General features: G+C 58.7%; 20 protein-coding genes and 6 pseudogenes. 8 read left to right on the plus strand and 18 right to left on the minus strand.

The genetic code is table 11. The annotated features are described in order from the left end of the window. Window positions 1-124 precede the first annotated feature (124 nt). From KW568_RS09925 to tssB, 10 genes and pseudogenes are all read right to left on the minus strand, one after another. Window positions 125-286: pseudogene (locus KW568_RS09925) on the minus strand (IS5/IS1182 family transposase); the annotation flags it as partial. 397 nt (window positions 287-683) lie between these two features. After that, complete coding sequence (locus KW568_RS09930; RefSeq protein WP_004576451.1) at window positions 684-1,361, minus strand: DsbA family protein; 678 nt, start codon at window positions 1,359-1,361, stop codon at window positions 684-686. A gap of 656 nt (window positions 1,362-2,017) precedes the next feature. After that, window positions 2,018-2,416: pseudogene (locus tag KW568_RS09940) on the minus strand (RHS repeat domain-containing protein); the annotation flags it as partial. A 44-nt stretch (window positions 2,417-2,460) separates the two neighbouring features. After that, window positions 2,461-3,060: a hypothetical protein gene (locus KW568_RS09945; RefSeq protein ID WP_140400444.1), complete on the minus strand. Its 600-nt coding sequence runs from the start codon at window positions 3,058-3,060 to the stop codon at window positions 2,461-2,463. Between the two features lie 6 nt (window positions 3,061-3,066). Then, window positions 3,067-3,900: an RHS repeat-associated core domain-containing protein gene (locus tag KW568_RS09950; protein ID WP_232435451.1), complete on the minus strand. Its 834-nt coding sequence runs from the start codon at window positions 3,898-3,900 to the stop codon at window positions 3,067-3,069. Beyond that, window positions 3,869-4,585, minus strand: coding sequence for an RHS repeat domain-containing protein (locus tag KW568_RS09955; protein WP_033726723.1), 717 nt, complete (start codon window positions 4,583-4,585; stop codon window positions 3,869-3,871). The genes KW568_RS09950 and KW568_RS09955 overlap by 32 nt, the downstream gene beginning before the upstream one ends. 78 nt (window positions 4,586-4,663) lie before the next feature. Then, window positions 4,664-5,182 carry an SMI1/KNR4 family protein gene (locus KW568_RS09960; protein ID WP_004576454.1) on the minus strand — a complete coding sequence of 173 codons (519 nt, stop codon included), beginning with the start codon at window positions 5,180-5,182 and terminating at the stop codon, window positions 4,664-4,666. Then, window positions 5,154-6,122: an RHS repeat domain-containing protein gene (locus KW568_RS09965; RefSeq protein WP_232435452.1), complete on the minus strand. Its 969-nt coding sequence runs from the start codon at window positions 6,120-6,122 to the stop codon at window positions 5,154-5,156. Before KW568_RS09965 ends, KW568_RS09960 begins: the two co-directional genes overlap by 29 nt. Window positions 6,123-6,226: 104 nt before the next feature. Next, window positions 6,227-6,496: pseudogene (locus KW568_RS09970) on the minus strand (type VI secretion system contractile sheath large subunit); the annotation flags it as partial. Window positions 6,497-6,513: 17 nt separating this feature from the next. Further along, on the minus strand, window positions 6,514-7,017 hold the full coding sequence (gene tssB / locus KW568_RS09975; RefSeq protein ID WP_004576457.1) for a type VI secretion system contractile sheath small subunit: 504 nt from the start codon (window positions 7,015-7,017) through the stop codon (window positions 6,514-6,516). Window positions 7,018-7,291: 274 nt separating this feature from the next. Between tssB and vasI the strand changes: the two genes are divergently transcribed. The 3 genes and pseudogenes from vasI (at window position 7,292) to tssM (ending at window position 13,001) form a co-directional block, all read left to right on the plus strand. After that, window positions 7,292-7,924, plus strand: coding sequence for a type VI secretion system-associated protein VasI (gene vasI, locus KW568_RS09980; RefSeq protein ID WP_004576458.1), 633 nt, complete (start codon window positions 7,292-7,294; stop codon window positions 7,922-7,924). Continuing rightward, window positions 7,912-9,378: a type VI secretion system protein TssA gene (gene tssA / locus KW568_RS09985; RefSeq protein ID WP_004576459.1), complete on the plus strand. Its 1,467-nt coding sequence runs from the start codon at window positions 7,912-7,914 to the stop codon at window positions 9,376-9,378. The genes vasI and tssA overlap by 13 nt, the downstream gene beginning before the upstream one ends. After that, window positions 9,375-13,001 (plus strand): annotated as a pseudogene (tssM, locus tag KW568_RS09990) (type VI secretion system membrane subunit TssM). The gene tssA and the pseudogene tssM overlap by 4 nt, the downstream one beginning before the upstream one ends. A 133-nt stretch (window positions 13,002-13,134) precedes the next feature. Here the strand turns inward: tssM and KW568_RS09995 are convergent. After that, on the minus strand, window positions 13,135-13,650 hold the full coding sequence (locus KW568_RS09995; protein ID WP_004576461.1) for a DUF4880 domain-containing protein: 516 nt from the start codon (window positions 13,648-13,650) through the stop codon (window positions 13,135-13,137). Between the two features lie 448 nt (window positions 13,651-14,098). Continuing rightward, entirely contained in the window at window positions 14,099-14,398 is a 300-nt protein-coding gene (locus tag KW568_RS10000) for a DUF6124 family protein (protein WP_003251328.1), read from the minus strand. 130 nt (window positions 14,399-14,528) lie between these two features. Here KW568_RS10000 and KW568_RS10005 point away from each other — a divergent pair, with 130 nt between their 5' ends. Together KW568_RS10005 and KW568_RS10010 are read left to right on the plus strand one after the other, a co-directional pair. Then, window positions 14,529-15,182: a LexA family transcriptional regulator gene (locus KW568_RS10005; protein WP_003251326.1), complete on the plus strand. Its 654-nt coding sequence runs from the start codon at window positions 14,529-14,531 to the stop codon at window positions 15,180-15,182. A gap of 65 nt (window positions 15,183-15,247) precedes the next feature. Continuing rightward, window positions 15,248-15,913: a LexA family transcriptional regulator gene (locus tag KW568_RS10010; RefSeq protein WP_004576462.1), complete on the plus strand. Its 666-nt coding sequence runs from the start codon at window positions 15,248-15,250 to the stop codon at window positions 15,911-15,913. A gap of 297 nt (window positions 15,914-16,210) precedes the next feature. Here KW568_RS10010 and KW568_RS10015 read toward each other — a convergent pair whose 3' ends face one another. The 4 genes from KW568_RS10015 to KW568_RS10030 are packed head-to-tail and all read right to left on the minus strand — an operon-like array spanning window position 16,211 to window position 21,769. Further along, a complete protein-coding gene (locus KW568_RS10015) occupies window positions 16,211-18,163 on the minus strand; it encodes an acetyl/propionyl/methylcrotonyl-CoA carboxylase subunit alpha (protein WP_004576463.1) in 1,953 nt (650 codons plus the stop codon). Further along, a complete protein-coding gene (locus KW568_RS10020) occupies window positions 18,160-18,975 on the minus strand; it encodes a gamma-carboxygeranoyl-CoA hydratase (RefSeq protein WP_003251320.1) in 816 nt (271 codons plus the stop codon). The genes KW568_RS10015 and KW568_RS10020 overlap by 4 nt, the downstream gene beginning before the upstream one ends. Window positions 18,976-18,978: 3 nt before the next feature. Beyond that, window positions 18,979-20,586, minus strand: coding sequence for a carboxyl transferase domain-containing protein (locus tag KW568_RS10025; RefSeq protein ID WP_004576464.1), 1,608 nt, complete (start codon window positions 20,584-20,586; stop codon window positions 18,979-18,981). Window positions 20,587-20,605: 19 nt separating this feature from the next. Next, window positions 20,606-21,769 carry an isovaleryl-CoA dehydrogenase gene (locus KW568_RS10030; protein ID WP_003251317.1) on the minus strand — a complete coding sequence of 388 codons (1,164 nt, stop codon included), beginning with the start codon at window positions 21,767-21,769 and terminating at the stop codon, window positions 20,606-20,608. Window positions 21,770-22,093: 324 nt separating this feature from the next. Here KW568_RS10030 and KW568_RS10035 point away from each other — a divergent pair, with 324 nt between their 5' ends. Together KW568_RS10035 and KW568_RS10040 are read left to right on the plus strand one after the other, a co-directional pair. Continuing rightward, window positions 22,094-23,776 carry an AMP-binding protein gene (locus tag KW568_RS10035; protein WP_004576465.1) on the plus strand — a complete coding sequence of 561 codons (1,683 nt, stop codon included), beginning with the start codon at window positions 22,094-22,096 and terminating at the stop codon, window positions 23,774-23,776. 117 nt (window positions 23,777-23,893) lie between these two features. Beyond that, window positions 23,894-24,064, plus strand: a pseudogene (locus KW568_RS10040) (IS5/IS1182 family transposase); the annotation flags it as partial. Between the two features lie 150 nt (window positions 24,065-24,214). Here the strand turns inward: KW568_RS10040 and KW568_RS10045 are convergent. Beyond that, window positions 24,215-25,072 (minus strand): RHS repeat-associated core domain-containing protein, encoded by an 858-nt coding sequence (locus KW568_RS10045; protein ID WP_004576467.1) that lies wholly within the window; start codon window positions 25,070-25,072, stop codon window positions 24,215-24,217. A 337-nt stretch (window positions 25,073-25,409) separates the two neighbouring features. Between KW568_RS10045 and KW568_RS10050 the strand changes: the two are divergent. Next, window positions 25,410-25,841: pseudogene (locus KW568_RS10050) on the plus strand (AMP-binding enzyme); the annotation flags it as partial. Between the two features lie 79 nt (window positions 25,842-25,920). Here KW568_RS10050 and KW568_RS10055 read toward each other — a convergent pair. Continuing rightward, window positions 25,921-26,775, minus strand: coding sequence for an RHS repeat-associated core domain-containing protein (locus KW568_RS10055; protein WP_004576088.1), 855 nt, complete (start codon window positions 26,773-26,775; stop codon window positions 25,921-25,923). Window positions 26,776-26,875: the final 100 nt, after the last annotated feature.

The raw sequence follows: 26,875 nt of genomic DNA on the forward strand, positions 1-26,875 counted from the left end.
GGCGGTGTCGAAGAGTGGATGAGAGCCAGCCATTGTGCGGCTTGAGTTCAAAAACTACGTGCTGTAGGTATCGTGAATCACTAATTCCGGTCTTCTTGGCAATGTCCAGTTGCGCCTGCTAGTGAGCAATCCGGTTGTCCAGCTTCTCTTCCTGGCGCTCGAGCTGTTTCAAGCTCAAATCACGACTTGAGGACGCGACCGCCTGATACTTACTGCTATCAGTTGCGATTAGGTCATCAGCAATCAAGCCGGTAGTTGGGCAGAACAGTATGAAGGCTTGGCAATCGGACACCAACGTGGCTGCGATGTTTGATAACCGGTTCTGGATGAGCTAGTCCGCGATCTCTTCCATGGCGCGCCAAGCTTGGAAGTCGACCGGCCAAGTCATCTGGTTGGGGAGCAATGAAGCCATTGCCAACCCTCGAGAATGAGTCCAGAATCAAGGCTATCCCAGTTTAAGGGATGGCTAAAAAGCCTTAAATTTCAACGGCTCGGAAGGCGGATGTGAGTCTCGTTTCCCGCTCCAAATAAAGATCTACAGGTTTCACTCGAAGTCTGTAAGTCGTTGAAAAAAGGCCCTTCGGGGCCTTTTTTCGTTCGAATGCATTCTGCCTCAATCCCCTCCCTCCACGAAATTCAAGTACAAACACCACAACGCGGCGCCCTGGCCGTGACGCCGTGGGCTACCTGGACATATCGCTGATCACGTCAGCGGGCATTTCAAAAATCTCGGGTGCGCTCAACAGGTCCACTGCGGACAGCAAGGCATCGGGATCGATTGGGTCTTCCAGGATCAGGGTGTGCTGGGTGTGATTGTCGGTCAGGCGCAGCGTGGGGGTGGCGTTGAATCCGTTCTCCAAGGCTTGCGCTTTTTGCGTGTCCACGACTTGGGCAGCCCGTTCGCCGGCCAGGCAGCGTTGCAGGGACGGGCCGATGTCCGGATAGTCGTGTCCAGCAGCCAACCCACGGCCGTTGCCTTGGGTATGCAGGTAGACCCAGAGCATCGCCCCCCAAACGCCTTCGCGACCCTCTCGCTGGCCCATGCATTCGATCAGTCGCGCTTCCCGACTGGCGGCCGGTTCATGCTGGGGGAGGGGCAGGTGATGCCAGGCCAGGTTGACGTGATCGTTGGTGACGATCCAGCGCTGCAATTGCGGCAGGTAGGCCTGGCAGTGCGGGCATTCAAGTTCGGCGTAGAGGGTGAGGGTGAAGCGCGCTTCGGGGTTGCCGTAGATCCGCGGCGGGCCATCATCGGCGGTGGAGCGAAAAGGTAGCGGCAGCCACCAGCACAGTGCCAAAACCGCGGCTGCGAGCCAGCCGCAGGCCCACTTTAGGTTGGTTGCACTCATCCGTTTGCGCATGTTGTTGCTCCTGGCAATTCCAGATCGAACGGCTCGAAACCGTTGAGCCGTCTCCATCCTGAGTCATGCGGATGGCGGCATCGAGTCCACTGATGCCGAGTTGCTGCATGAGGCTATGACGCTGGCTTGCTCTTCAGGTTCCGTCATCGCCAGTGCCAGATATGAACGGGTGGCACGGTGCGGAACAACGGCTCCACCTTTGTTTCAACGATGGACGCCGCGGGGTTAAACGCTTTCGATCGAAGTGGCGCCGCGGCGGTTTGGAAGTAAATTCACACAATCTCCCTCTACCCCTTGAAACGCATAGCCTGCAGGCAGCATGCGTCAGCGCAGGTGCAAGCCTGAACCTGGGAAGCCCTGCTCAATCAGCCAGCTTTTCTGAGCTTCGGTTTTGCTGGCGAGGGGATTCGCGGTTTGATTCCTCAGGTAGGCCAAGGCGAATCGGGCAAGCGGCTGAAGCGTTACTCTCTGGTCCTGGGCCCTTGTCTTGCGTATCTGGATTGACGCACGAATCAACGGATTTTCCAGGCGATGACGGCGAGCAGATGATTGTGCAGGTTCTTAAGGAGCATGGCATTCTCGCTGATGTTTGCCATTGCCACTTTGGACGCCCCCCTATCCTGAGCGAGTTTACTGGTGCAGTACGGAGAGTCCGCCTTGCATTGAGTATGTAGGACCTCGTCGTGCACCGCATCACGCTCGAAATCGCTGATCACCCGGCCGTTCAGGTTGATTTGGTGCAGGTGCCCGCTGCCGTAGTACAGGTGGTTGAGTTCGCGTTGGTCGGGCAGGACTAGCGTCTGCAGGTTGCCCAGTTCGTCGTAGCGGTACTGCAGCAAGCCAGCACTATTGGTTTCGCTGAGCAGTTGTCCGTTGGCGTCGTAGGTGTAGTCGAGTTGCTGTTTTTCTCCTTTGTTGTTTGTGAAGGTGATGGACAACAGATTGTCGGCCGCGTCGTAGCGGTAGTCGGTGGTGCCATCTTCGGTGCGCTTGCTGACAAGCCGGCCGATTGCGTCCCGCTCGAAGTCGTGGCGGATGGCGGTCGTTCGTTTGGGGCATTTTATACATGCCCCGAAATGGGCTGGCGAGTCGTGGTGCCTTACGATTTTTTACGCGGGGTAGCGACGAAATAGGTTAGGAAGTTATTAGTTAGATATTTACCATTGTCGCCATTGTATTTTTCTGCAGCGTCCGGCCATGCAAAAAAATGGAGTTCAGGTTTGTCATCTGTCTGTCCGGTTTTACGATCTACTAGATAAACTCTTCTGGCTCCTGTTCTTAGTATTCTGAATGTTTCTTTTACAAAATAGTGAGTCTGCGGGTCAGTTTTTGGATCGTAGGATGATGATAGGCGCCCATTGCGGAGGGAAAGATTATCATAATCTGCGATGCTCGGTCTGATGTACTGAATTAGGCCAGGTCCAATAGTTGCTCCAAAGTAGGCATTATTAGTTTCGTTGTGAAAAATAAAATTTTCTATGTAATCGGTTGTGGGTAATATTGCTTTGTTCCATATGGAGTGCTGGGGGCTATCGCTACTGCAATCGCCTAGAGTGTTTTTCGTGAGGGGTTTTTTTGTAGGCCAGTCACCGATGTTAAGAAAGGTTATCTCGGGTAAGGTTGAGACTAATGCCTGAGAGAACTTGGCCTCATCCACTTTAGTCATGAATATTAGAAGGGTTGGGGTTTGGTTTGCCATGCGCGGTTACCTTATAATTATTTGGCCCGTAGGCATGTTTGTAGTATTTAGCGTGCCGCTCGGCACAACCTTCCCCTTGATGACGGTAATTACAATGGAGTTTGGGTCTTGTTGGATAATTCGACTTGCATTATCCCATTCGCGTTTGGACATTCCGTTCACACTCCCTTTATCAACTGTTTGAATGTATACTGTTCTGCCCTTGGAGTCTATGAATGTCATGTCTGTGTAAGAACCGCCGCTTCGGCCGGGGCTGCCGTGAAGGGGTCTCAAATATGTTTCTCTCAGCTCAATACCAGTGCCTACCTGTCGTCCACCTTCAGAGTGGTGGTGTGGAGAGAGTTTGTTGTCACGCAGGAATTGGTCTCTGACAGCATCCATATGTCGTTTGGTTGCTGCATTTCCTCGACGACACAATCCAAGCGGGTCAATCCACGTGAGTGGGTTGGGAGCATATTGATAAAGGTTGAGCCCGCCGCTGAGTCCTATCGGATCTGTAGTAGCGAATCGACCAATGTCAGAGTCATAGAATCTGAGTGTATTGAAGTGTAGCCCAGTCTCACGGTCATAATACTGCCCTTGACGATGCAAGTTTTGCTCGCTGGCTTGTTGCAGGCTATGCCACTCATCAAACGGTTGTCCCCAACCTTTAAAGTCACTTCGCCAGATCGCGTTGCCAACAGAATCAGTCAGTTGTACCGGCAGGCCGGCCAGGTTGGTGTGAAAGTAATGTGTCGTTTCACTACCCAATTTGCCGTCTATGCGTGCCAGCGGTTCATAGCTATCCCGATTCGCATACACATACAAGCTAGCCAGCCCACTCTGCACTTCTTGCAGCAAGCGCAACCCTTGCCAGTGAAACAACACCCGCCGACGCGGCTCTGGATAGTCCTTCTGATAAACCTCCTTGCTGATCCGCCTCGTAGCGGTAGTCGGTGGTGCCATCTTCGGTGCGCTTGCTGAGAAGCCGGCCGATGGCGTCCCGCTCGAAGTCGTGGCGGATGGCAGTCGTTCGTGTCGGCGGGGCATTATCGGACAGGGGCGGCTGCTCGTCAGGCGAGGGCACATGGGTAAGACGAATGACCTCATCCAGCACGTTGTAGGCATAGAGGCGGCCACTGCCATCCAGGTCTTTTTGTGCCACCAGCCGGTCCAGTTCGTCCCAGCCGAAGCGGTATGACTCGTCATTCTCGTTGGTGAGTTGCAGTAGCCGACCATAGGCGTCGTAGCGGAACTTCACGCTGTAGCCCATGGCGTCCGTACGCTCGACCAACCGGCCGCTGGGGTCGTAGCGAAATTGCAGGGTTTTCTGTGCAGGGTCGACGTAGCGCGTCAGCTGGCCGGCAACATCGACCTCATAACGGTCAATGCGACCGTCCGGACGTTCGCTTTCGACCAGATAGCCACGTGCGTCGTAGCGAAAGTGGGTGTGTTCACCCCGGGCATTGATGCTTTCACGCAAGCGGCCATGGGCGTCGTAGTGATACAGCGTCTGCGCATTGCTGCAGTCGCGGTAGCTGAGCAACTGACCGCACGTGTTCCAGCTCAGGTACTTGCTCTTTTCGAGGGCATCGGTGACCTGGGTGAACTCGCGGCATATCTGCTAATTTCTTCGACTGCCTTGGATTTGAGTGTAGAAATCTAAAAAGCTTGGTGCTACTAATATTGCATTGTTGGGGCCTATATCATCTTCCATCGCGGTGTATTTCACACTGCCGGTTACGGTGTCAAGCCAGAAGTCATTGTCTCCGCAATTTCCGGCGAACGGGATGTTGTTTTGGAAAAATTCAGGGTTTCGTGGATAGCTGATTTTTTTGTTGTTAATAACCTCGGTTATCGACAGGAGTCTTGGATGTTGGAGAATGCCTGGTGTCTCAATGTAATGGAAAGACTCTATTTCAAAAAGATTGGGATCTTTGGTTGTTATTTTGTAAAATAAATCTCTGTATATGAATGCTCCTCCATCAAAGTATCCTCCGTTGTACCTTGAGTAGAAGTCGATAAAATGCTCCCTGCCTTTAAATTTTGAGGGTAGCATTGACTCAATTGTGGTGATATCCAGTCCTGGGTAAGAGTCGTTGAATGTAAGTTTGTTAAGGGCAAATATTTTTGGCTGTGCCATGCTGTGCTCCTTTCGGCCTAGTGTAGGTGGCGTTTCTTTTTGTTGCCTCAGCTATAGCTTCGGCTGTTCCATATTTAAAGCCAGTGATAAAGCTGAATTCATGTGCGCCACCTATGTGGGGATGCCGATGATACTTTGGATTAACAAGTTGCATGGACATTTCATTGGATTTTGGGTGATATTCAATGTGGTGGCCGATCCATCGTGAAGACATTGGTTCATTGATTTTTGCCTTTTTGTAGAGAGCTGCCTTATCGTCAGCATAATTTCCAGTAGCTTTGATTTTGTAAATCCCTTCCGGATTACCAGGGTTAACTGACCCCGGATGAAGAACATCTCCGCCTTCGGGAAGGAAAATTATCGGTAAGCGGTTGAGTCCGAGTGGGTCGATATAGATTAAGCGGTTCGGCCCGTATTGGTAAAGATTTGTGCCTCCCTTGAGGTGTATGGGGTCAGGTTGTGTAAAGCGTCCTATGTCTGAGTCATAGAATCTAAATGTATTGTAGTGTAGAGCTGTTTCTCTATCTAGATATTGGCCTTGAAGTCGTAAATTCTGCTCTCGCGCCTGCTGCGGGCTGCCCCACTCATCAGGTGCTTTTCCCCAACCTTTATAATTGCTCTGCCAGATAGTCAGGCCACTAGGATCAGTTAGCTGCTCTGGTAGACCTGCCAAGTTGGTGTGAAAGTAGTAAATCGTTTCGCTACCCGATCTACCGTCGACCCGTGCCAGCGGCTCATAGCTGTCCGGAGTGGCATACACATACAAGCTAGCCAGCCCACTCTGCACTTCTTGCAGCAAGCGCAACCCTTGCCAGTGAAACAACACCCGCCGACGCGGTTCTGGATAGTCCCTCTGATAAACCTCCTTGCTAATCCGCCTCCCCAACGGGTCATAGGCAAACACCACCCGCTCACGCTCGCCACTGCGGTACTGCTCCACGCAAACCAGTCTCTGCTCGGCGTCATACTCGAAATACTGCACCCAATTGCTGCCGATCCGCTTCTCGCACAGCCGCCCAAAGCGGTCGTAGCGGTAGCGCTTGCGGGTTCATGCAGAATGGCATCCATCTGCTTGCTGAGGACCCGATCCAGCTCGGCAATCATCTGGTCGACGCGATGTTTGTTGATCAATTGATCTGGGTCATGACTTTTTAGAATTTCGGCAATGAAGGCGGATACACCCTGCCTGGCCACTTGGTAACCCTCTTGTGTGGGAACCAACTTGGTCTCTGCCATGATCTGGTCGAGCAAGGTGGCATTGCTCAGTGTTTCGGCCTGTGTTTCAACAGTGACAGTTGTGCTTGGCTTTGGCATGGGGACGCTCCGTTGTCTCAGTCGGCTTTTGGCGCTTCAAGCACCAGGTCCAGTTCTTGCGCGAGTTGCTTGCGGGCATGCGCGTCGTTCAGAAGGTGCTGCAGCTGTTTGCGGAAGGTGGGCACGTTGCCCAGCGGGCCTTTCAGGGCGACCAGCGCTTCACGCAACTGCAGCAGCTTGTTCAGCTCGGGCACCTGGCGTGCGATGCGGTCTGGCCCGAAGTCCTGGATGGACTTGAATTGCAGGTTGACTGCCAGCTCTGCATCCGGAGTAGCGCCAAGCGCGGAGGGCACCGACATGGCCAGGCTCACATCGGCGTCGTTCAACACGTTGTTGAAGGTGTGTTTATCGATGCGCATGACCTGACGGTCTTCGAGGGAGCGGCTGTCATCGAGGCCGAAGTCGCCCAGCACCATCATCTTGTGCGGCAGCTCTACCTCGGCCTGCTCGTCACCGGTGGCGGGCACATATTTGATGTTGATGCGTTCTTTGGGTGCAACGGAGTCGGAGGGTTTAGTCATGGTTATATATCTTTTTTAGTGTGGGTTTTATATGCAGGACGCTTCCTACAAGTAAGCTTGCGCGTTAAACGCTTAATAAACATGATTCCTGAGGTTTGAATTGTGCGTTGCGTAAAAACCATGCGCTGGATAATCGTCGAGCGTCGAGTTCAAATATGTAACAAAATAATTTCTTGAATAAAGTTGAATGTATGTACTAGCCTCTTTTTCGCGGTTGGAATGGCCGGGTTAATGCAGGGGCATGTGTACGATTGAGTGGGAGCGTTAAGGTGCGATGATTATTCGTTATGCAGGTGGCCTCGGCGTTTCATTACTGTTTTTATTAATGCCTGCCTTAACCTGCGCATCGCAGGACTGCCCACGGATCGTGTCCAATATTGAGCGCCTGGCGTGTTTCGATCAGGCGGCGGGTACGCCGGGATTCACGCCGCAGCGACAGTGGTCAGCGCAGGAGCTGGAGGCGCCCACGGTGCGTCGCGTATTGATCCATGAGACGGGGCGGGCGCCCGAGGACTTGATGTTTCGCCTCAGGTCTGAAGAGGGCGGGCTCCTGATCTCAGCACCTGCGATTGCTTCAGTTGCACCGCACCCCTACCTGATCATCAGCTGCGTGCAAAACATCTCGAGGTTGCAACTGGTCACCGCCCAACCCGTCGATGCCAGCCGAGTGCAGGTGCAGTTGCGCGGGGAGCGGGGCGCTACTGCACCCACACCGTGGCAAGTGATGGAAAACGGCCAAGTGCTCGACGCCGGCAGAGGCTTGCCGGGTATCGAGCAGATCAAGCAATTGATCGGGGCCCATCGCATTCACGTAGAGAGCGACAACCCTGCTGTTGATGGGCTCGTTTTTGACGCTCAGGGGCTGGACCCGCTTATCGACGAGGCTCGCAAGACATGTCGCTGGTAGCTGAGGTCGAGGCGCAAGAAATCACACGCTTGCTCGCACCCATTGATACCCAGGTGCCGGCGGGGCTGTTCGATGTGGAAGACGAAACCTACCAAGCCATTGACCAGGAGATGGTCAAGCTGGGTGGGCTACAGGAAGCCTCTATCGATTGGGACTACATCGAGGAGGCCTCTGGTCAGTATCTGGAGCGACAGTGCAAGCATCTGCGGATCGTCGCGCACTTGAGCGTTGCGTGGCTGCGCAGTGGTTGTTGGGAGCGCTGGGGGTTCACCTTGGCGTTACTGGGCGGAATGATCGAGGGCTATTGGGAAACCGCTCATCCAGCGCCTGGTCCGAAGGGCTTCCTGACCAAGCGCAAGGTCGTTGGCCTGGTGCTCAATCGCTTGATCGATGCGCTGCCGCGCCTTGATCGTTTCACGTACACCCCGGCTCACGCCGCAGCGGCGAAGGGTGCATTGGCCCGTTTGCTACGTCAGCAGGAAGCCGCCCAGCTTGACCCGGCTGTTCTGGTTGAGCTGGAGCGCCTTTTGCACAAACACACGGCGCTTGCCAACGGTATTGGTGAGTGCGATGCGCCCAAGGCCCCGGTGGAGAGCCCCCAACCTGCGCCGCTGGCGGATGTCATCGCCACCCCGAAACCCTGCTTGTCGGGCGGTAACGAGCGCGAGACGCGCCGAGCCATCTTGAGCATGGCCGAGCTGATCAATCAGCAGGACCCTTACGACCCGACCGGCTATCAACTGCGGCGCTTTGGTCTGTGGGCCCACATTCAGGCCGCACCGCAAACCCGGCAGGGCAACCGTACAGAGTTGATGGCAGTGCCGCGGGATATTGCCAGCGACTATGAGGAGGCCATCGCCGGCACGGTAATCGACGCAGCGTTGCTCCAGCGGGTCGAAAAAAGTGTGTCGGCTTCGCCTTTCTGGATTCGCGGCAGCTTTCTTGCCGCAACCGCCGCGTCGCGGCTGGCGATGGGCGAAGTGGCTGAGGCCATCCGTGCGGCGACCGCTCGTTTCGTGCTGCGCATGCCAGCGCTGCAGCAGCTGTGCTTCAGCGACGGTCGGGTGTTTGTCGACGACCAATGCCTGGCCTGGCTCAAAGGGGCAGACGGGCAATCCGGGCAAGCCGGAGCTTCCCAAGCGTTCACCAACCTTCGCGAAGAACTGGTCAGCCAGCTGGAAAGCGGCGGCGTAGAACCGGTGTTGCTAAGGCTGCAGGGGATGCAGGCAGATTTTCGAGCCCCTCGCGAGCGCTGCCATACCACCGTCATCGCAGCTGACCTGTTGGCCGCACGAGGCGTGTCCTGGTTAGCCCAGGACCTGTGCGCTGGGGTAGTGCGCACGATGCAGCAAACCACCGCCAGCGACTGGGAGCCCGAGGTATTTGAGCGGCTTCAACAATACGCGTCCTCCCACGTGCTGGCCGATAGGAACAAGGAGCAGGAGCCTCGATGAATCAACTCTGGAAGTACCTCAAACGTTGGGGCTGGCCGCTGATGACCCGTATCGGTCTGGCAATGCCGCTGCTACTTGGGCTTGGCGCTGTGCTGATGCTGGTCGCCATCTGGTGGCTCGGCCCGCAATGGACATGGCGCGATCAGCAGTCGTTGGCCAGTGTGGCGCATCGTAGTGTGGCCAGCCTGGTGTTCGTGTTGGTGGCGCTGTTGTGCTGGCTGATCGTGTTGAGAACGCGCTTTCGCCGGTTGCAAGCAGAGCGTCAGCAGGCGATGGCTGCCGAGGTGGATCCGGCGCAACCGTTCGTTCATGCACAAGAGAAGGCGTTGAGCCAAGCGCTTGCACGCTACCTGGACAATGCCGGTGGGCGTCGCGCGCTGTACCGATTGCCGTGGTACCTCGTGCTGGGCGCCAGGCAGGTCGGCAAGAGCAGCTTTATTGACTGCACCGATCAAAGTTTCTCGTTGACCCGCATCGACAAGGCGCAGGCACGGGGCCGGTCAGCGCAGGCGCTCGCCTACCCCGTGGGGTGGTGGATCAGCAATGATGCGGTGATCATCGACCCGCCCGGTGCCTTTATCAGCCAGACCGGCCTCGTAGATTCGCTGGGCAGTGACTCCACAGACGTTGAGTCTTCGGTACCGTCTGGAACCCAAGCCAAATTGTGGCAGCATCTGTTGGACTGGCTGCAGCGCAATCGAAGCCAGAGAGCCCTCAACGGCCTGGTGCTGGTTGTCGACCTGCCCGCGCTACTGCACGGTACCGTCGAGCAACGCACGGCACTTGCCCACCTGCTGCGCACACGTCTTTATGAGGCGAGCAGCCAGTTGGGCTCGCGCTTGCCGCTGTATGTCGTGTTGAGCAAATTCGATCTGCTGGACGGCTTCGACCCATTCTACAGCAAGCTTTCGGCCGACAAGCGCAACAGCCTGTTTGGATTCACGTTCAAGCTGGATGCCGTCGACACCTTCGACGCTTGGCTGGGCGAGTATGGCGAACATTACGATCGGTTGCTGGAGCAGCTGTTCGAGTAGGTGATCGATCATCTGGACGTGCAGGGTAGCCCTGGGTTGCGTTCACGTCTCTACTCACTGCATAGGCAGTTGCTTGGATTGCGTCCAATCCTGTTGAGCTTTCTGCGCGAGACCTTGGCAAGTGACCGTTTCACCACCCCGGCGCTGGTGCGCGGTGTGTATTGGTCGTCGGTCGTACAGCACGGTGACGTGCGCAACGCCTTTGTCCGTGAGGCGGCGCAGCCTTACAAGACCAGCCTCCCCTTGCTTGAGGGCAAGCCGCAGGCCAAGGCGTTGGCCTACTTCATTCAACAGGCCTTTGGGCGGGTCATCTACAAAGAGGCCGGCCTTGCCGGCGACAACGTCAGGGTGGCACGGCGCAAGCGACAATTGCTGTGGGTGGGTGCTTCTGTAGGCGTCCTGGCCTTCTGCGTCGCCATCGCCAGCTGGCATCGTTACTTCGACATCAATGGCGTCAAGGCCGCCAGCGTGCTGGCCAAGAGCCGGGAATACAGCCATCACGAAGTGGATCAGCGTCTGGACCCGACCGGGCGCAACTTGCTGGCGCCGCTGGACCAGATCCGCGATGCGGTAGCAGTGTTTGGCGACTACCGCGCTGCGTGGCCGGGTGTTGCTGATCTGGGGCTGTATCAGGGCCGTGCCATCGGGCCTACCGTGGATGAGGCGTACCTCAGTTTGTTGTCCAGGCGCTTCCTGCCTGCGTTGGCCAGTGGCGTGATCGATACCATGGATGCGGCGCCCCCCGGCAGCGAGCAGCAAATGGCCGCGCTCCGGGTTTACCGGATGCTCGAGGATCGCCGGAACCGCCGAGCGGAATGGGTCGAGGAATGGATGGCGCGACAGTGGCAACAGGCCTTCCCCGGCCAGGGGCAGCTGCAACGTGACCTCATGCGGCACCTGAAGTATGCCCTGGCCTACGCGGATACCGACCTGCCGCAGTATCGCCAGCGGGTCAGCGACGTGCAGCAGACCCTGCGTAAGGTGCCGTTGCCACAACGCGTGTATGCGGGCCTGAAGCAGCAGGCCCAGGAGCAGTTGCATACTGGTCTGGACCTGCGTCATCAGGTGGGCCCTGCGTTCGATGTCGTTTACCAGCCGTCTTCCGGCTCGAGCCAGGGCGACAACGGTGTTTTGCTGGCGGCCATGCTCACCGCCAAAGGCTTCAAGGAGTATTTTGAACCGCGTAGTCAGCGCTTTACGGAAATGGCAATGATCGACCAGTGGGCACTGGGGGAACGTGCTCAACTGGACTACTCCGATGCCGACCAGGCTGCGCTGAACGAGCGCCTGCGCAACCTGTACAGCGCCGACTACATCGACAGCTGGCGCCGCGCCTTGAACGCATTCTCCGTGGCGGATTTTCGAGACCTGGATCATGGCGTCACGATCCTTGAACAGTTGGCCGGGCCAGCGGCACCGGTGCACCGATTGCTGGAGACGGTTCGCGACAACAGTTCGCTGTCATCACCGGTGAATGTTGGCGTGGCGGATGAGGCCCCCTCGCTTGTTTCGGTCAACAGCAAGCCCGAGCAACAACACGCGCTGGCCATCCAGCGGGCGTTTGCAGGCTTGAGCGCCATGTTGCACGCTGCAGGCGAAAAACCGAGCTACTACGATGAAATGCACGCAGCCATAGCCGCCGTCCACGACTATGCCAAGGCGGTACAGGGTAGCCCAGACCGGGGCAAGGCCGCGCTGCACGCGGTGCATCAGCGCTTTTCAATGACCGGGCACGACCCCATCGGCACCTTGCAACGCATCGCCACTGGCTTGCCGGAGCCAATCAACCATCACGTCAGAAAGGTGGCAGAGCAAACGGCGCAAGTGCTGAACGTTGAAGCGCTGCGCGAGCTGGAGCGACGGTGGGATGCTGAAGTCTACAGCTTCTTCCAGCAGCGCCTGGCCGAGCGCTACCCATTCGTCGTCAGGGCACCCGACGCTTCGCTGGAAGACTTTGAAGCGTTCTTCGGACCGAAGGGGCGACTGCAGCATTTCCAGGATCAATACCTGAAGCTTTTCCTCAAGGACAATCTGGAAGCCTTGCAGGCTGGTCTGCAGGGGCGTTCCCTGATCCGTCCCGATGTGATCGAGCAGCTGGCACTGGCTGATCGCATCCGCGAAACGTTCTTTGATCAGCGCGGTAACCTCAGCGTGCAGTTCAGCATCGAGCCTTTGGGGCTCAGTGCAAATCAACGCACCAGCCTGCTGGATCTGGATGGCCAGCTGATTTCCTACACCCACGGCCCAAGTCAGATCACCGGCATTGTCTGGCCCAATACCTTGGGGCAACACGTGCGCAGCAACCTGACCCTGCTCAGGCAGAACGGCAATAGCAGCAGCCTGGAGTATCGAGGGCCTTGGTCGATGTTCCGCCTGCTCAGCCGCGGTTCGCTCAATGGACGTACGGCAACCAGCGTGGACCTGAGCTTCAGGACGGGTGATGGTGTGATGCGCTATCGGCTGAACGCGGAAAAGGCCTTCAACCCAATTACTCAACAACCGTTCAAAGGTTTTCGGTTGCCCCGAGGGTTGTTGCAACAGCCAGCCAGGGTGGCGTTGGTCGAACAGGCGGATGTGCCTGTCATGTAAGCAGGAGGCGGTGCGAAACGAAGAGCGCGTCCAGGCACTGCATGACTGTACCCACGCTATCGAGCAGCTGAAGTCGGACATGCGCACGGTGCATGCTCAGGGGCGGGGACGTACAGGCATGCTGAAGCGCTGATCAAGCCCAGAACCCAACCAGCACCAACGCCGCCACACCCAGCCCGACCGCAACCGAGCAGCCACCCAGCGACAGCGCCGCCCGGCCTTGCCGATACCAGCCGTCATGGCCCAGTTGCCGTGCCGGCGCCAGCAGGCTGCGCCACCGCAGTTCCGTATCGTGAAACGCCTGCAAGTTTGCCGTATCGGCATCCAGCCAGCGGCGGAAGTCGATACGCTCGCACGCCGTCACCTGCGGGCTCTGCAAGCGCACATACCATTGCCCGGCCACGCTCGCCAGCACATCCCGGCGCGAGCGGCCAGCCTGCAGCGCCTGGCCCATGTTGCGCTCGATAGTCGCCAGTGGCAGGTCAAGGCGCGCAGCGATGCTGGCGAAGTCCAGCTGATCGAGGCGGTTGAGCAGAAATACTTGCTGTACGCGCCGTGGTAGCCGCTTCAGTGCATGCAGCAGGGCATCGTCGGCATCGTGTTCGGCAGCAGGCGTGGGGTGCTCAAGGGGCAGCAGCAGACGGGTCATGGACAGCTCCTTGCTCTGTAAAGGGGAGGAGGGGGCATCTTCCTTGATGCGGAAACAGCGTAGGCGAAACGAGATTGATTCTCAAGTGCTGATTCCGCAAAGTTTTGTAACGAGCGTTCACGCCCTGAAACACCTTTGCTATCATGCGCGCCATCACGATCTTCATTAGCCTGAAGAGCCAAAAAAAAGACCCGGCAAAAAAGCCGGGTCAAAAACCGTGATTAGCCTGATGAGGAGATAATCTGAGAGCGACCTAAGCTTTCAGGTTATCCAGCGGATCTCGCGATCAGCTGAGTGCAATAATAATCGTTATCATTTGCCAGTCAAATGAATTTTCGCTAATCCGGTAAAAAAGTTTTACCGGCGCGCTTCCTTGTCCCGGCAATCGGGGCCTTTGCCGTTACCTGGCCATCACGTTCTCTCCCTTCTTTTTTGTCTATAAACCCGCTCACTCGGTGCGTTTGTGCTCCAGCAGTGCGCGAGCCATGTCCATCATGTGCATCAACGCGAACGTCAGTTCTCGCTGGCTGCCGTGCTGGTGAGTGGCGGTTTCCTGGGCGGTGGCTGCAGCGCAGCGCAGCAGGGCGATGGCGTGTTCCTGGGCCTGGTCGCCGGTTACGCCTTCGTGCAGGGTCCAGATTCTGTTGTCCAGGGTGGGCCGCGGTGGGTTGGGGTTGAGGTAATAGTCGAGCGCGCGGCGTGCGGCTTCGCTGTCGAGATCTGTTTCGTCGTTTTTCGATGGTTTCATGGCAATACCTGCTGATTTCCCTTCAAGCACACTGGAATCACAGAATAGGTCAAGCTGTACTATGTAGTGCCAAATAAATAATTCAGATTGTGTATTGCAGCGGTTAATACAGTCCGTATTGTTGCCGCTCATGGAAAACTGGAACGCATTTCTCAAGCGCTACAAGCGCGAACATAACCTCAGTCAGCTCCAACTGGCCGAGCGCCTGGGCATGACGCAGGGGGGCGTGGGGCATTGGCTGCGTGGCACGCGTCGGCCGACGCTGGAAACCATCAATGAAAAGCTGGAGAAGCTTGGGCTGGTGTTTCTGGAAGCCCAGGTCATGGTGGTCGAGCGCGACATCGTGCGTGAAGCGCAAGGGCTCTATACGGCCGAGCAGCCGGTTTCAGCCGAGGCGCTGCTCTATGCCAGCTTCCGCTTCCCGGTGCTGAGTTGGGCTGACCTGCAGGGGCCATTGCCTGAAACGAGCACGTCCCATGAGCAGACGGACTATATGCCCGCCGGCAATGCGTTCTGGCTGGTGGTGGAAAACGACTCGATGAACGCGGCCAGTGGTAAGAGCGTGCCCGAGGGCATGCGCGTGCTGGTGGATACCGGGCTGGAGGCACAGCCCGGCAGGTTGGTCATTGCACGGCAGCCGGGGCGCCCGGCGGTATTGCGGCAGTTGGTCGAAGAGGGTGGAGACAAGATGCTCAGGCCACTGAATACGCGCTATCCGACGGTTTTGTGTGAAGAAGGCTGCGCGTTTCTGGGAGTGGTGGTGCGGGTACATGGGGCCTTCTAGGCTGCCGGGTTGCTGCGAAGCTGTGTCACGCCACAAGGCCGCTATACGTGAGGGGCATGCCAGCCATGAACATGGATAAGTGGATTGCCCTCGTTCGCGACCGGATGGAGGAATTAGGGCTTACCCAAGAGCAGCTTGCCGAGCGCGTAGGCGTGTCGCAAGGCAGTGTAGGACATTGGGTGAACAAGCGGCGCCAACCGAAGCTCGAGTCGATGAACCGCACTTTGGTTGAGATTGGCATGCCCCACTACTGCGTCCGCTTGCAATTGCGTATTCACGGGCAGGCTGATGGTGAACGTTGTGTTTCTGGGGGGGATGACGATGATGACGAACCCGACCTCATGCGATACATCGTCTGCTTCCGTTACCCGGTGCTGGGTTGGAGTGAGTTAGAGGCTGCAACGGCTGTAGAGCCTGCTGTTTTCGAGCAGACTGACTACCTGGCACAGGGCAAGGCGTTCTGGCTAACCGTGGAAAACGATGCCATGAGCGCTGTCAGTGGCCGCAGTGTGCCGCAGGGCATGCGGATGCTGGTGGACCCAGGTGTAGAGGCTGAGGCGGGGCGTTTGGTTATCGCTCGTCAGCCCGGCAAACCGGCGATTTTCCGCGAGCTGGCCGAGGAAGGTGGGCAGCGTTATCTGAAGGCATTGAACAGTAACTACCCGGCGCTGTTGTGCGAAGAGGGTTGCGAATTTCTTGGGGTGGTCGTGCGGGTGCATGGGGCCTTTTGAAAGGGTTTGAGTAGCGGCGGCAACGGTGAACGGCGGATGGAGATTGGCCAGCAGGCACGGCCTCTTCGCGGGTGAACCCGCTCCTACAGGACGGGCTGTGTCCAACCTCCGGTGTGTGTCCACCACCAATCTGCGTAGGAGCGGGTTTACCCGCGAATACGGTAGCGGCGGCAACCGTGAACGGCGGGTGGAAAAGGCCAGCAGTCACGGCCTCTTCGCGGGTGAACCCGCTCCTACGGGCTGTTGCAGGGGCGGCCTTGTGTTGCGTTAGGGCCGCAAAGCGGCCCTACGGCACCGTTATTCCACCAGTTCGACCAGCACAGTCCCTTCGCTGACCATGTCCCCCTCCAGGCAGAACAGCGCCTTCACTGTGCCGGCATGCGGCGCACGAATGCTGTGCTCCATCTTCATGGCCTCCAGTACCACCAGCGCAGTACCGGCTTCCACCACCTGCCCAGGTTCGACCAGCACCCGCACGATACTGCCGTTCATGGGCGCACCCAGCCCACCCTGATGGCTGTGGCTGGCTTCGGCCTCGGCAATCGGGTCGAAGGCTTCGATGGCATGCATTTCGCCATCCCAGTGCAGGTACAGCGTGCCACCCCGACGGATTGCCAGATGCTGGCGACGCACGCCGTTCTGGTCATGCACCAACTGCTCACCTTGCAGCTGCCAGGTAGAAGCAGCGCTGCGTTCCAGGGCCACTGCCTGATCGTGCCCAGCACTCACCAGATGCAAGCTGCTGCGTGCCGGCAGGCCCAAGCGCAGTCCATTACGCCCGCTCCACGGCGAATGGCGATCGTCTTCGCGCTGATGCCCCGCCTGGCCCTGCAGCCAGGCTTCGGCTGCCGCCTCCCAAAAGCCGGCCGGCAGCGCACGTGGCGCCGGCAGCAGCACATCCTGGTGGCGGGGAATGAAGCCGGTGTCCAGCTCTGCCGCCGCGAACGCAGGGTGCGCGAGAATGCGGCGCAGGAAGGCGATGTTGGTCTTCAATCCGCCAATGGCAAACTCGTCGAGCATGGCCAGCAAGCGCAGGCGTGCCTGTTCGCGGTTTTCACCCCAGGCAATCAGCTTGCCCAGCATCGGGTCGTAGAACGGCGACACCACATCGCCTTCGCTGACCCCACTGTCCACCCGCCGACCTTCGCCAGGTGCCGATTCACGGTACAGCGCCAATTTGCCGGTCGCGGGTAAAAAATCGTTGGCCGGGTCTTCGGCATACAGGCGCACTTCGATGGCATGGCCGATCAGCGGCACCTGTTCCTGTGTGATCGGCAGGGCTTCGCCGCAGGCCACGCGAATTTGCCAGGCAACAAGGTCCAGGCCGGTGATGGCCTCGGTGACCGGGTGTTCCACCTGCAGGCGGGTGTTCATCTCCATGAAGAAGAATTCGCCACGTGCATCAAGCAGAAACTCCACGGTGCCAGCACCCACGTAACCGATAGCCTGGGCGGCACGCACCGCCGCTTCGCCCATGGCCCGGCGCAGTTCGGGCGACAGGCCGGGGGCAGGGGCCTCTTCCACCACCTTCTGATGGCGACGCTGAATGGAACAGTCGCGTTCGTTAAGGTACAGGCAGTTACCGTGCTGGTCGGCAAACACCTGGATTTCGACATGGCGCGGCTTGAGCACGTACTTTTCCACCAGCATGCGCGCATCGCCGAACGACGACTGTGCCTCACGCTGGGCCGACGCCAGGGCGTCGGCCAACTGGCTTTCTTCCTCGACCACTTTCATGCCCTTGCCACCGCCGCCAGCGCTGGCCTTGAGCAGCACCGGGTAGCCGATGCGTTCGGCCGCGGCGCGGAAGGTGTCCAGGTCTTGGGCCTCGCCATGGTAGCCCGGTACCAACGGCACGCCGGCGGCCTCCATCAGCGCCTTGGCTGCCGATTTGCTGCCCATGGCGTCGATGGCGCTGGCCGGTGGGCCGAGGAATATCAGCCCGGCCTGCTCGATGGCGCGGGCGAAACCTGCGTTCTCGGACAGAAAGCCATAACCTGGGTGGATGGCCTGGGCGCCGCTGGCCTTGGCGGCGGCCAGCAGCTTGTCGACCAGCAGGTAGCTTTCGGCAGCCTTGGTGCCGCCCAGGTCGACGCGGATGTCGGCTTCGCGGCTGTGACGGGCGTCACGGTCGGTGGCGCTGTGCACGGCGACAGTGGTCAGGCCCATGGCCTTGGCGGTGCGCATCACCCGGCAAGCGATTTCGCCGCGGTTGGCGACCAGCAGGGTGGTCAAAGCGGGGCGGCTCATGGGCGCGGCTCCTTCTTGTCAACGGTTTGCCAGGCAGGGCGGCGTTTTTCCAGGAAAGCGCGCAGGCCCTCCTGGCCTTCGGCGCTGACGCGGATACGGGCGATGGTGTTTTCGCAGTAACGGCGCAGGGCCGGGCTGAGTTCGCCGTCGTCCACTTCGCGCAGCAAGTCCTTGGTGGCGCGCAATGCTTGTGGGCTGTTCTGCAGCAGGTTGCTTACCCAGGCTTCGACGTGGTCGTCCAGTTCGCTGGCGGGGTACACCTCGGCCAGCAGGCCCAACTCGCGGGCGCGCACGCCAGTGAAGCGCTCGGCGGTGAGGGCGTAGCGGCGCGCGGCGCGTTCGCCAATGGCCTTGACCACGAACGGGCTGATGACCGCCGGTGCCAAGCCGATGCGCACTTCCGACAGGCACAGCTGGGCGTCTTCGGCGCCGATGGCCATGTCGCAGCAGCTGATCAGGCCCAGCGCGCCGCCAAAGGCTGCGCCTTGCACCACGGCCAGGGTCGGGGCCTTGAGGCGATGCAGGGCGTACATCAGCTCGCCCAGTTCGTGGGCATCATCCAGGTTGGTGTTGAAGTCCAGTTGCGCCGACTGCTGCATCCAGGCCAGGTCGGCACCGGCGCTGAAATGCCGGCCACGGCCACGCAGCAGCACAAAGCGCAGGCTGGCGTCTTCGGCCAACTGGTCGATGGCCACGATCAGCTCGCGGATCATCTGCGCGTTGAAGGCGTTGTTCTTGTCCTCGCGGCTTAACCACAGGGTGGCAAAGCCGCGCGGGTCGCGGATCACTTCAAGGGTGCTGAAATCGCTCATGGGTCACATCCGGAAAATGCCGAAGCGGCTCTGTTCGATCGGCGCGTTCAGCGCGGCAGACAACGCCAGGCCGAGGACGTCGCGGGTCTGTGCCGGGTCGATGACGCCGTCGTCCCACAGGCGGGCGCTGGAATAATAGGGGTGGCCCTGACGCTCGTACTGGTCGAGGATCGGCTGCTTGAGCCTGGCTTCGTCTTCGGCACTGAATGGCTGGCCGCTGCGTTCGCTCTGCTCGCGCTTGACCTGTGCCAGCACCCCGGCGGCCTGTTCGGCGCCCATCACGCCAATCCGTGCGTTGGGCCACATCCACAGGAAGCGCGGGTCGTAGGCGCGGCCGCACATGCCGTAGTTGCCGGCACCAAAGCTCCCGCCGATGATCACCGTGAACTTCGGCACCTGGGCGCAGGCCACGGCGGTGACCAGCTTGGCGCCGTGCTTGGCGATGCCGCCTTCTTCGTACTTCTTGCCCACCATGAAACCGGTGATGTTCTGCAGGAACAGCAGCGGGATGCCGCGCTGGCAGGCCAGTTCGATGAAGTGCGCACCTTTTTGCGCGGCCTCGGCGAACAGGATGCCGTTGTTGGCCAGGATCGCCACCGGGTAGCCATGCAGGTGGGCGAAACCGCACACCAGCGTGGTACCGAACAGCGCCTTGAACTCATCGAACACCGAGCCATCGACCAGGCGGGCGATCACCTCGCGCACGTCGAACGGTTGCTTGGCATCGGCCGGCACCACGCCGTACAGCTCATCGGCCGCATACAGCGGTGCCACCGGTGCCAGGCGTTGTAGCTTGCCCTGCTTGTGCCAGTTGAGGTTGGCCACGCTGCGCCGGGCCAGGGCCAGGGCATGTTCGTCGTTGTCGGCATAGTGGTCGGCCACGCCGCTGGTGCGGCAATGCACATCGGCGCCCCCCAAGTCTTCGGCGCTCACCACTTCACCGGTGGCGGCTTTTACCAACGGCGGCCCGGCGAGGAAGATGGTCGCCTGCTGGCGCACCATGATCGCTTCGTCGGCCATGGCCGGCACGTAGGCGCCGCCAGCGGTGCACGAGCCCATCACCACGGCGATCTGCGGGATGCCTTGCGCGCTCATGTTGGCCTGGTTGAAGAAGATGCGCCCGAAATGCTCGCGGTCGGGGAACACTTCGTCCTGGCGTGGCAAGTTGGCGCCGCCGGAGTCCACCAGATAGATGCACGGCAGGCGGTTCTGCAGGGCGATGGTTTGTGCACGCAGGTGCTTCTTCACCGTCAGCGGGTAGTACGAACCGCCTTTTACCGTGGCGTCGTTGGCCACGATCATGCATTCCACGCCTTCCACGCGGCCGATGCCGGCAATCACGCCCGCCGCTGGCACGTCTTCGCCGTACACCTCATGGGCGGCCAACTGGCCGATCTCGAGGAACGGCGAGCCCGGGTCCAGCAGGCGGTCGATACGCTCGCGCGGCAGCAGTTTGCCACGCGAGGTATGCCGTTCCTGGGCTTTGGGCCCGCCGCCCTGGGCAACCTGGGCGAGCAAGCCGCGCAGGGCCTGGACCTGTTCGAGCATGGCCGCGCTGTTGACGGCAAATTCTGCCGAACGCGGGTTGATCTGGGTGTGCAAGGTAGCCATGTGCGCCCGTCCCTTATGTTCAGCGGGTTTCGTTGAACAGTTCGCGGCCGATCAGCATCCGGCGGATTTCGCTGGTGCCGGCACCGATTTCGTACAGTTTGGCGTCGCGCAACAGGCGCCCAGCCGGGAATTCGTTGATATAGCCGTTGCCGCCAAGAATCTGGATCGCCTCCAGGGCCATTTGCGTGGCGCGCTCGGCGGTGTACAGGATCACCCCGGCAGCATCCTTGCGGGTGGTCTCGCCACGGTCGCAGGCCTGGGCCACGGCATACAGGTAGGCGCGGCTGGCGTTCAGCTGGGTGTACATGTCGGCAATCTTGCCCTGGATCAGCTGGAACTCGCCGATGCTCTGGCCGAATTGCTTGCGGTCGTGGATATACGGCACCACCAGGTCCATGCAGCTTTGCATGATGCCGGTCGGGCCGCCGGACAGCACCACACGTTCGTAGTCCAGGCCGCTCATCAGGACGCGCACGCCGCCGTTAAGCTGGCCCAGAATGTTCTCTGCCGGCACTTCCACGCCGTCGAAGAACAGCTCGCAGGTGTTGGACCCACGCATGCCCAGCTTGTCGAACTTGTTGCTGCGGCTGAAGCCCTTCCAGTCACGCTCGACGATGAACGCGGTGATGCCGTGCGCACCCTTGTCCAGGTCGGTCTTGGCGTAAATCACGTAGGTGTTGGCGTCGGGACCGTTGGTGATCCAGGTCTTGCTGCCGTTGAGCACGTAGTGATCGCCGCGTTTTTCTGCGCGCAGTTTCATCGACACCACGTCGGAGCCGGCATTGGGCTCGCTCATGGCCAAGGCGCCGATGTGCTCGCCGCTGATCAGCTTGGGCAAGTACTTGAGCTTCTGCTCGTGGGTGCCGTTGCGGTTGATCTGGTTGACGCACAGGTTGGAATGGGCGCCGTAGGACAGCGCCACCGAGGCGGAGCCCCGGCTGATTTCTTCCATCGACACCACATGGGCCAGGTAGCCCAGGCCAGCGCCACCGTACTCTTCCGGTACGGTGATACCCAGCAGGCCCATGTCACCGAACTTGCGCCACATGTCAGCGGGGAACAGGTTGTCGTGGTCGATCTGCGCGGCACGCGGGGCCAGTTCGGCGGCGACGAAGGTGCGCACCTGGTCGCGGAGCATGTCGATGGTCTCGCCCAGGGCGAAGTTCAGGGAGGGGTAATGCATGCTGGGGCACCTTCTTGTTCTTGGAAATTGGGTAACACCGTAGCTCAAAGCCTAACCGCCGACCCCTGTAGGAGCGGGCTTGCCCGCGAATGCGTCAGCAGGACCACCGTCATTGCCTGGGTGATCGCATTCGCGGGCAAGCCCGCTCCTGCAAGGGTCGGCGTCATGCCGGAGGTTCCGGTATCGTTCATCACCTTTACGTTAACGTAAACCTGCGGGGAGGCACTGTCAATCCACTCGTCACCTTTACGTAAACGTAAATCTGCGCCAGAGTATTCCCGCTTGCTTCAGCCGTGCCCAAAACAACCACAAGAAGGGACACCCATGAGTCAACCGAGCTATACCCGCGGTCGCCAGGACCGACCCTTGCTGACCCAGACCATCGGCCAGGCTTTCGATGCCACCGTGGCCCGCTGTTGCGACAGCGAGGCCCTGGTGTCCCGCCACCAGGGCCTGCGTTACAGCTGGCGGCAGTTGGCCGAACAGGTCGAAATATATGCCCGCGCCCTGATCGCACTGGGCGTGAACACTGGCGACCGTGTTGGCATCTGGTCGCCCAACTGCGCCCAGTGGTGCATCTTGCAGCTGGCCAGTGCCAAGGTCGGTGCCATCCTGGTCAACATCAACCCGGCCTACCGTGTGGGCGAACTGGAATACGTGTTGCGTCAGTCCGGCTGCCGCTGGCTGGTCTGCGCTGAAGCCTTCAAGACGTCTGATTACCACGCCATGGTGCAGGCGCTGGTACCTGAGCTTACCAGCGCCCGGCCTGGTGAGCTGGCCAGTGAATGCCTGCCCCAGTTGCGTGGCGTCATCAGCCTGGCCGCCAACCCGCCTGCCGGTTTCCTGCCCTGGCACGCACTGGCCGAGCGGGCAGGGCAGACGTCTGCCGAAGCCTTCACCGCCCGTCAGCAAAGCCTGCAATTCGACCAGCCGGTGAACATCCAGTACACCTCAGGCACCACCGGTGCGCCCAAAGGTGCCACGCTCAGTCACTACAACATCCTCAACAACGGTTTCATGGTGGGTGAAAGCCTAGGCCTGACGGCCCGCGACCGTATGGTGATCCCGGTGCCGCTGTACCATTGCTTCGGCATGGTCATGGCCAACCTCGGCTGCATCACCCACGGCAGCACCATGATCTACCCCAACGACGCCTTCGACGCCGAGCTCACCCTGCGCGCCGTGGCCGAGGAGCGTGCCAGTATCCTGTACGGCGTACCGACCATGTTCATCGCCATGCTCGACCACCCGTCGCGCGCGCAGATGGACCTGTCCACCCTGCGCAGCGGCATCATGGCCGGCGCCACCTGCCCGATCGAGGTGATGCGCCGGGTCATCGACCAGATGCACATGGCTGAAGTGCAGATCGCCTACGGCATGACCGAAACCAGCCCGGTGTCACTGCAGACCGGCCCGGACGACGACCTGGAGCTGCGCGTGACCACCGTCGGCCGCACCCAGCCGCAGCTGGAAAACAAACTGGTGGACGCCGATGGCTGCATCGTCGCCCGCGGCGAGATTGGCGAGCTGTGCACCCGCGGCTACAGCGTGATGCTGGGCTACTGGGACAACCCCCAGGCCACGGCGGATGCCATCGACCCGGCCGGCTGGATGCATTCGGGTGACCTGGCGGTGATGGATGAGCAGGGCCATGTGCGCATCGTCGGGCGCAACAAGGACATGATCATTCGCGGCGGCGAGAACATTTACCCGCGTGAGCTGGAAGAGTTTTTCTACACCCACCCGGCGGTGGCCGATGCGCAGGTGATCGGCATTCCGTGCAGCCGCTATGGCGAAGAGATCGTCGCCTGGATCAAGCTGCACCCAGGGCACAGCGCCACGGCCGAGGAGCTGCAGGGCTGGTGCAAGGCGCGCATTGCCCACTTCAAGGTGCCGCGGTATATCCGTTTCGTTGACGAATACCCGATGACAGTGACGGGCAAGGTGCAGAAGTTCCGGATGCGGGAGATCAGTGTCGCAGAAATTTCGGCTGTTTCTGCAGGTTGATGCACTGGGTTATCCGGCCTCTTCGCGGGTGAACCCACGATGAGGCCAAGCCATGCCAGCATCAGATTCCGGATCTATTACATTGGCTCGATATTGAGGTCACTGCATGCCAGGAATATGGCGATGTTGCGCGTGCACCTGATGTAGAACTGGTTCGGTTACAGCGATCCTGCGATGGAGGAAGCGCTGTACGAACCCCCCATCCTCAACTTCCGTCGTCTGCTGGAGAACCATAAGTTGGCGTACGGAATTCTGGCCGTGATCAACGGCCACCTGGGGGATCGCGGCGAGGATTGTCAGAGAATGCGGCACAGATGGTGACGCTGTTTGCCCTGTCGAATCTGTGGATGGCCCGCCGACATTTGCTGGCCAACGCAGCAGAGGTGTGCCTGGCGCTTTTGAAATCGGCAGATACTGCAGTCAGCCAGAAATGTATGACTACTTCAGACTATCCTTAACTCCGCGGTAAAGTGGTGAATCACCGACATCGAGCAATAATTTAGCGTCCCTTATTGCCCATTGTGCCAGGAACAGGGGTGTATCCCTTATCCCCTCAATATGGTACCCAGGATGGTACCAGTCGCTCTGATGCTCCCGGTACGGAGCGTAGGCACTTACCAATGCTGAATCGAGGGTGCTCAGGTATTTTCTATGCGTATCGGTTAAAATAACATCATCAGCATACCGTCGCCTCTCGCCGGCTAATACATTCTTCATATGGTCTGTAAACGCCTCAGTACGAGCCTTGATGAGCTTTTCCCGGACGAAGGGGTTTCTACGAACGGCGGTATTATCCAATTTTTTCAGATCCTTTGTCACGGCATTGAATAGATCAACTTTATGATCTAAGAGGTCCAGAGCGATATCGACTCCCTGCACCTTCTCATTCTCCCGCATTGCGTTCCTATAGGATTTTACTTGATGCGATGTGTTGCCAATACCAAATTGCCCTTTCGCGGTGACCCTCCCAGAACGAGGGGTGTTCCCAGTCCGCCCAATCGGCACCCCGGCTGTGCCCTGGGGGTCGCCGTAGTTAACAGGGTCGCCATTACAATAGGCATACGCGTTCAGTCCACCGAGCCCAAACGGGCTCAGGCTATCGGGGCTGGAGAATCGCATTAACCCAGGAAAGAATGCCCGATAGCCCTGGCCTAAGTGGTAGCAATTGGCGTGAATATCAAACGGAACACCATTGAAACCAGTGGCGATGGCCGCGTCGCCGATCCCCCCACTGTGGCCATAGGGGGTAAAGCATATCGGCTGAGGGCTTTGAGTGTGTGGCGTTGATGGGGGCATTCATGACTCCTTTGCTTCGCGCAGTTGTCGGCTTGCTTCTTGAAAGTGCTGTGATTTCGCCTCGGTCTATGTACGGCCAAGCCAAGCCGCTTTTAGTAGGGTAATCACGGGAAGCATGCTCTAAAGTAGAGCACCTGTGCTACTGGCAGAAATGTCAGTTGTATTGAACTCTGTGTAAATCCTAGGCTAATGGATTTAATAGCCGTCGCGACTCAGTGATCCAGTAACGGTCACTCGTAGCGGCGAGCACAGTTAAACCGCGTCAACATGGATGATGTGCTGGGCTGTCCGGCCCCTATTTCGCGGTTAAACGTGCACACAATGATCGCGCTCGACCCAGGCCACCGCGGACGCTATCGACCCGGCCGGCTGGATGCATTCGGGTGACTTGGCGGTGATGGACGAGCAGGGCTATGTGCGCATCGTCGGGCGCAACAAGGACATGATCATTCGCGGCGGCGAGAACATTTACCCGCGTGAGCTGGAAGAGTTTTTCTACACCCACCCGGCGGTGGCCGATGCGCAGGTGATCGGCATTCCGTGCAGCCGCTATGGCGAAGAGATCGTCGCCTGGATCAAGCTGCACCCGGGGCATAGCGCCACGGTCGAGGAACTGCAGGGCTGGTGCAAGGCGCGCATTGCCCACTTCAAGGTGCCGCGGTATATCCGTTTCGTCGACGAATACCCCATGACAGTGACGGGCAAGGTGCAGAAGTTCCGGATGCGGGAGATCAGTGTCGTGGAGTTTATGGTGGGATCGACCGAGTAACGTTGTAGCGGTGCCGGTCCGCAGGGCAAGACCCGCGAATGGCCGGCACAGCTAGCCCGTTTTGGTCAAGCCATCCTAACTAAGACCAGAGTTCCGGATGTTCCAAGATACTACGAATAATATTTATATGTCCCATTAACTTTCTATATCGCTCCTGTGGGCTGATATAGTGATCTGAATCTCCGAAATAACTAGGGTTTTGCATTTTTCTTACCTCTGCTTCTATTTTGTCAAGGCTGAATATATCTGCTATGGTTAGCAAGCCATCGTTCCGATAGTCGGTTACTTCTCCACCCATGATGTTTGCAGCTTGTTTCAAATATCTTTCTGTTGTGATGCGGTGGACGATTCTTGGCGTTACACCGGTTTTGAAGGGGTCTGAGGCTGCTGCTGCTGCGGTTAAATCCCCAGGTGCTAAATATTGGCCTATTTTTTCTACTAGGTGGGGGGCCGGCTTGGAGAGTTTATTCAGTATGCGTAGGCCGTCTCCCATAGCTATCAACCTGAGCCGTGCAGTTTCTTCAGGGCTTTGGCCGGGGAGCTGTACATTCTGCTTGTTAAAATTAACGTTTATATTTGGTTTTTTGAAAAAGATTTTGTATGCCCAATTCAGGGGGCGTAAAGCGAGATGAGCGAGTCGAGCGAAAGCAACGGCTCCACTTGGGTCTGTGCGGTTGACTGGATCGCCATTGCAATAGGCGTAGCTATTAATTCCTCCACGTCCAAAGGGGCTAATACGATCCGGGGAGATGAATCTCATTAGTGTAGGGCTGAAGGCGCGATAGCCTTGTCCCAAATGGTAGTAATGTGCGTGAGGGTCAAAATGTGCGCCATTAAAGCCGGTTAGGCGAGGTTTCAGGGTCAGCGCTTTGCTGTAGCCGTAAACGCAGTAGCTGACATGAGTGTCAGGGATGACAGTGTTGGATGCTGACATGGTATTGCTCCGTGTGAAAATCAATATTGTCGAAACTTCAGTCTAGTAATGAGGCGTCTGACAAGTTTTATTGGCGCTGAATAGGTGGTGTTCATCGGTT

This window comes from Pseudomonas sp. HD6515, assembly GCF_024971855.1.
Classification (GTDB): domain Bacteria; phylum Pseudomonadota; class Gammaproteobacteria; order Pseudomonadales; family Pseudomonadaceae; genus Aquipseudomonas; species Aquipseudomonas alloputida.

Excerpts from the sequence above, each read along its gene's own strand:
- KW568_RS09930 (WP_004576451.1), bottom strand. The coding sequence starts at position 1,361 with ATGCGCAAACGGATGAGTGCAACCAACCTAAAGTGGGCCTGCGGCTGG.
- KW568_RS09945 (WP_140400444.1), bottom strand. The coding sequence starts at position 3,060 with ATGGCAAACCAAACCCCAACCCTTCTAATATTCATGACTAAAGTGGAT.
- KW568_RS09960 (WP_004576454.1), bottom strand. The coding sequence starts at position 5,182 with ATGGCACAGCCAAAAATATTTGCCCTTAACAAACTTACATTCAACGAC.
- tssB (WP_004576457.1), bottom strand. The coding sequence starts at position 7,017 with ATGACTAAACCCTCCGACTCCGTTGCACCCAAAGAACGCATCAACATC.
- vasI (WP_004576458.1), top strand. The coding sequence starts at position 7,292 with ATGATTATTCGTTATGCAGGTGGCCTCGGCGTTTCATTACTGTTTTTA.
- tssA (WP_004576459.1), top strand. The coding sequence starts at position 7,912 with ATGTCGCTGGTAGCTGAGGTCGAGGCGCAAGAAATCACACGCTTGCTC.
- KW568_RS09995 (WP_004576461.1), bottom strand. The coding sequence starts at position 13,650 with ATGACCCGTCTGCTGCTGCCCCTTGAGCACCCCACGCCTGCTGCCGAA.
- KW568_RS10000 (WP_003251328.1), bottom strand. The coding sequence starts at position 14,398 with ATGAAACCATCGAAAAACGACGAAACAGATCTCGACAGCGAAGCCGCA.
- KW568_RS10005 (WP_003251326.1), top strand. The coding sequence starts at position 14,529 with ATGGAAAACTGGAACGCATTTCTCAAGCGCTACAAGCGCGAACATAAC.
- KW568_RS10010 (WP_004576462.1), top strand. The coding sequence starts at position 15,248 with ATGAACATGGATAAGTGGATTGCCCTCGTTCGCGACCGGATGGAGGAA.
- KW568_RS10015 (WP_004576463.1), bottom strand. The coding sequence starts at position 18,163 with ATGAGCCGCCCCGCTTTGACCACCCTGCTGGTCGCCAACCGCGGCGAA.
- KW568_RS10020 (WP_003251320.1), bottom strand. The coding sequence starts at position 18,975 with ATGAGCGATTTCAGCACCCTTGAAGTGATCCGCGACCCGCGCGGCTTT.
- KW568_RS10025 (WP_004576464.1), bottom strand. The coding sequence starts at position 20,586 with ATGGCTACCTTGCACACCCAGATCAACCCGCGTTCGGCAGAATTTGCC.
- KW568_RS10030 (WP_003251317.1), bottom strand. The coding sequence starts at position 21,769 with ATGCATTACCCCTCCCTGAACTTCGCCCTGGGCGAGACCATCGACATG.
- KW568_RS10035 (WP_004576465.1), top strand. The coding sequence starts at position 22,094 with ATGAGTCAACCGAGCTATACCCGCGGTCGCCAGGACCGACCCTTGCTG.
- KW568_RS10045 (WP_004576467.1), bottom strand. The coding sequence starts at position 25,072 with ATGCCCCCATCAACGCCACACACTCAAAGCCCTCAGCCGATATGCTTT.
- KW568_RS10055 (WP_004576088.1), bottom strand. The coding sequence starts at position 26,775 with ATGTCAGCATCCAACACTGTCATCCCTGACACTCATGTCAGCTACTGC.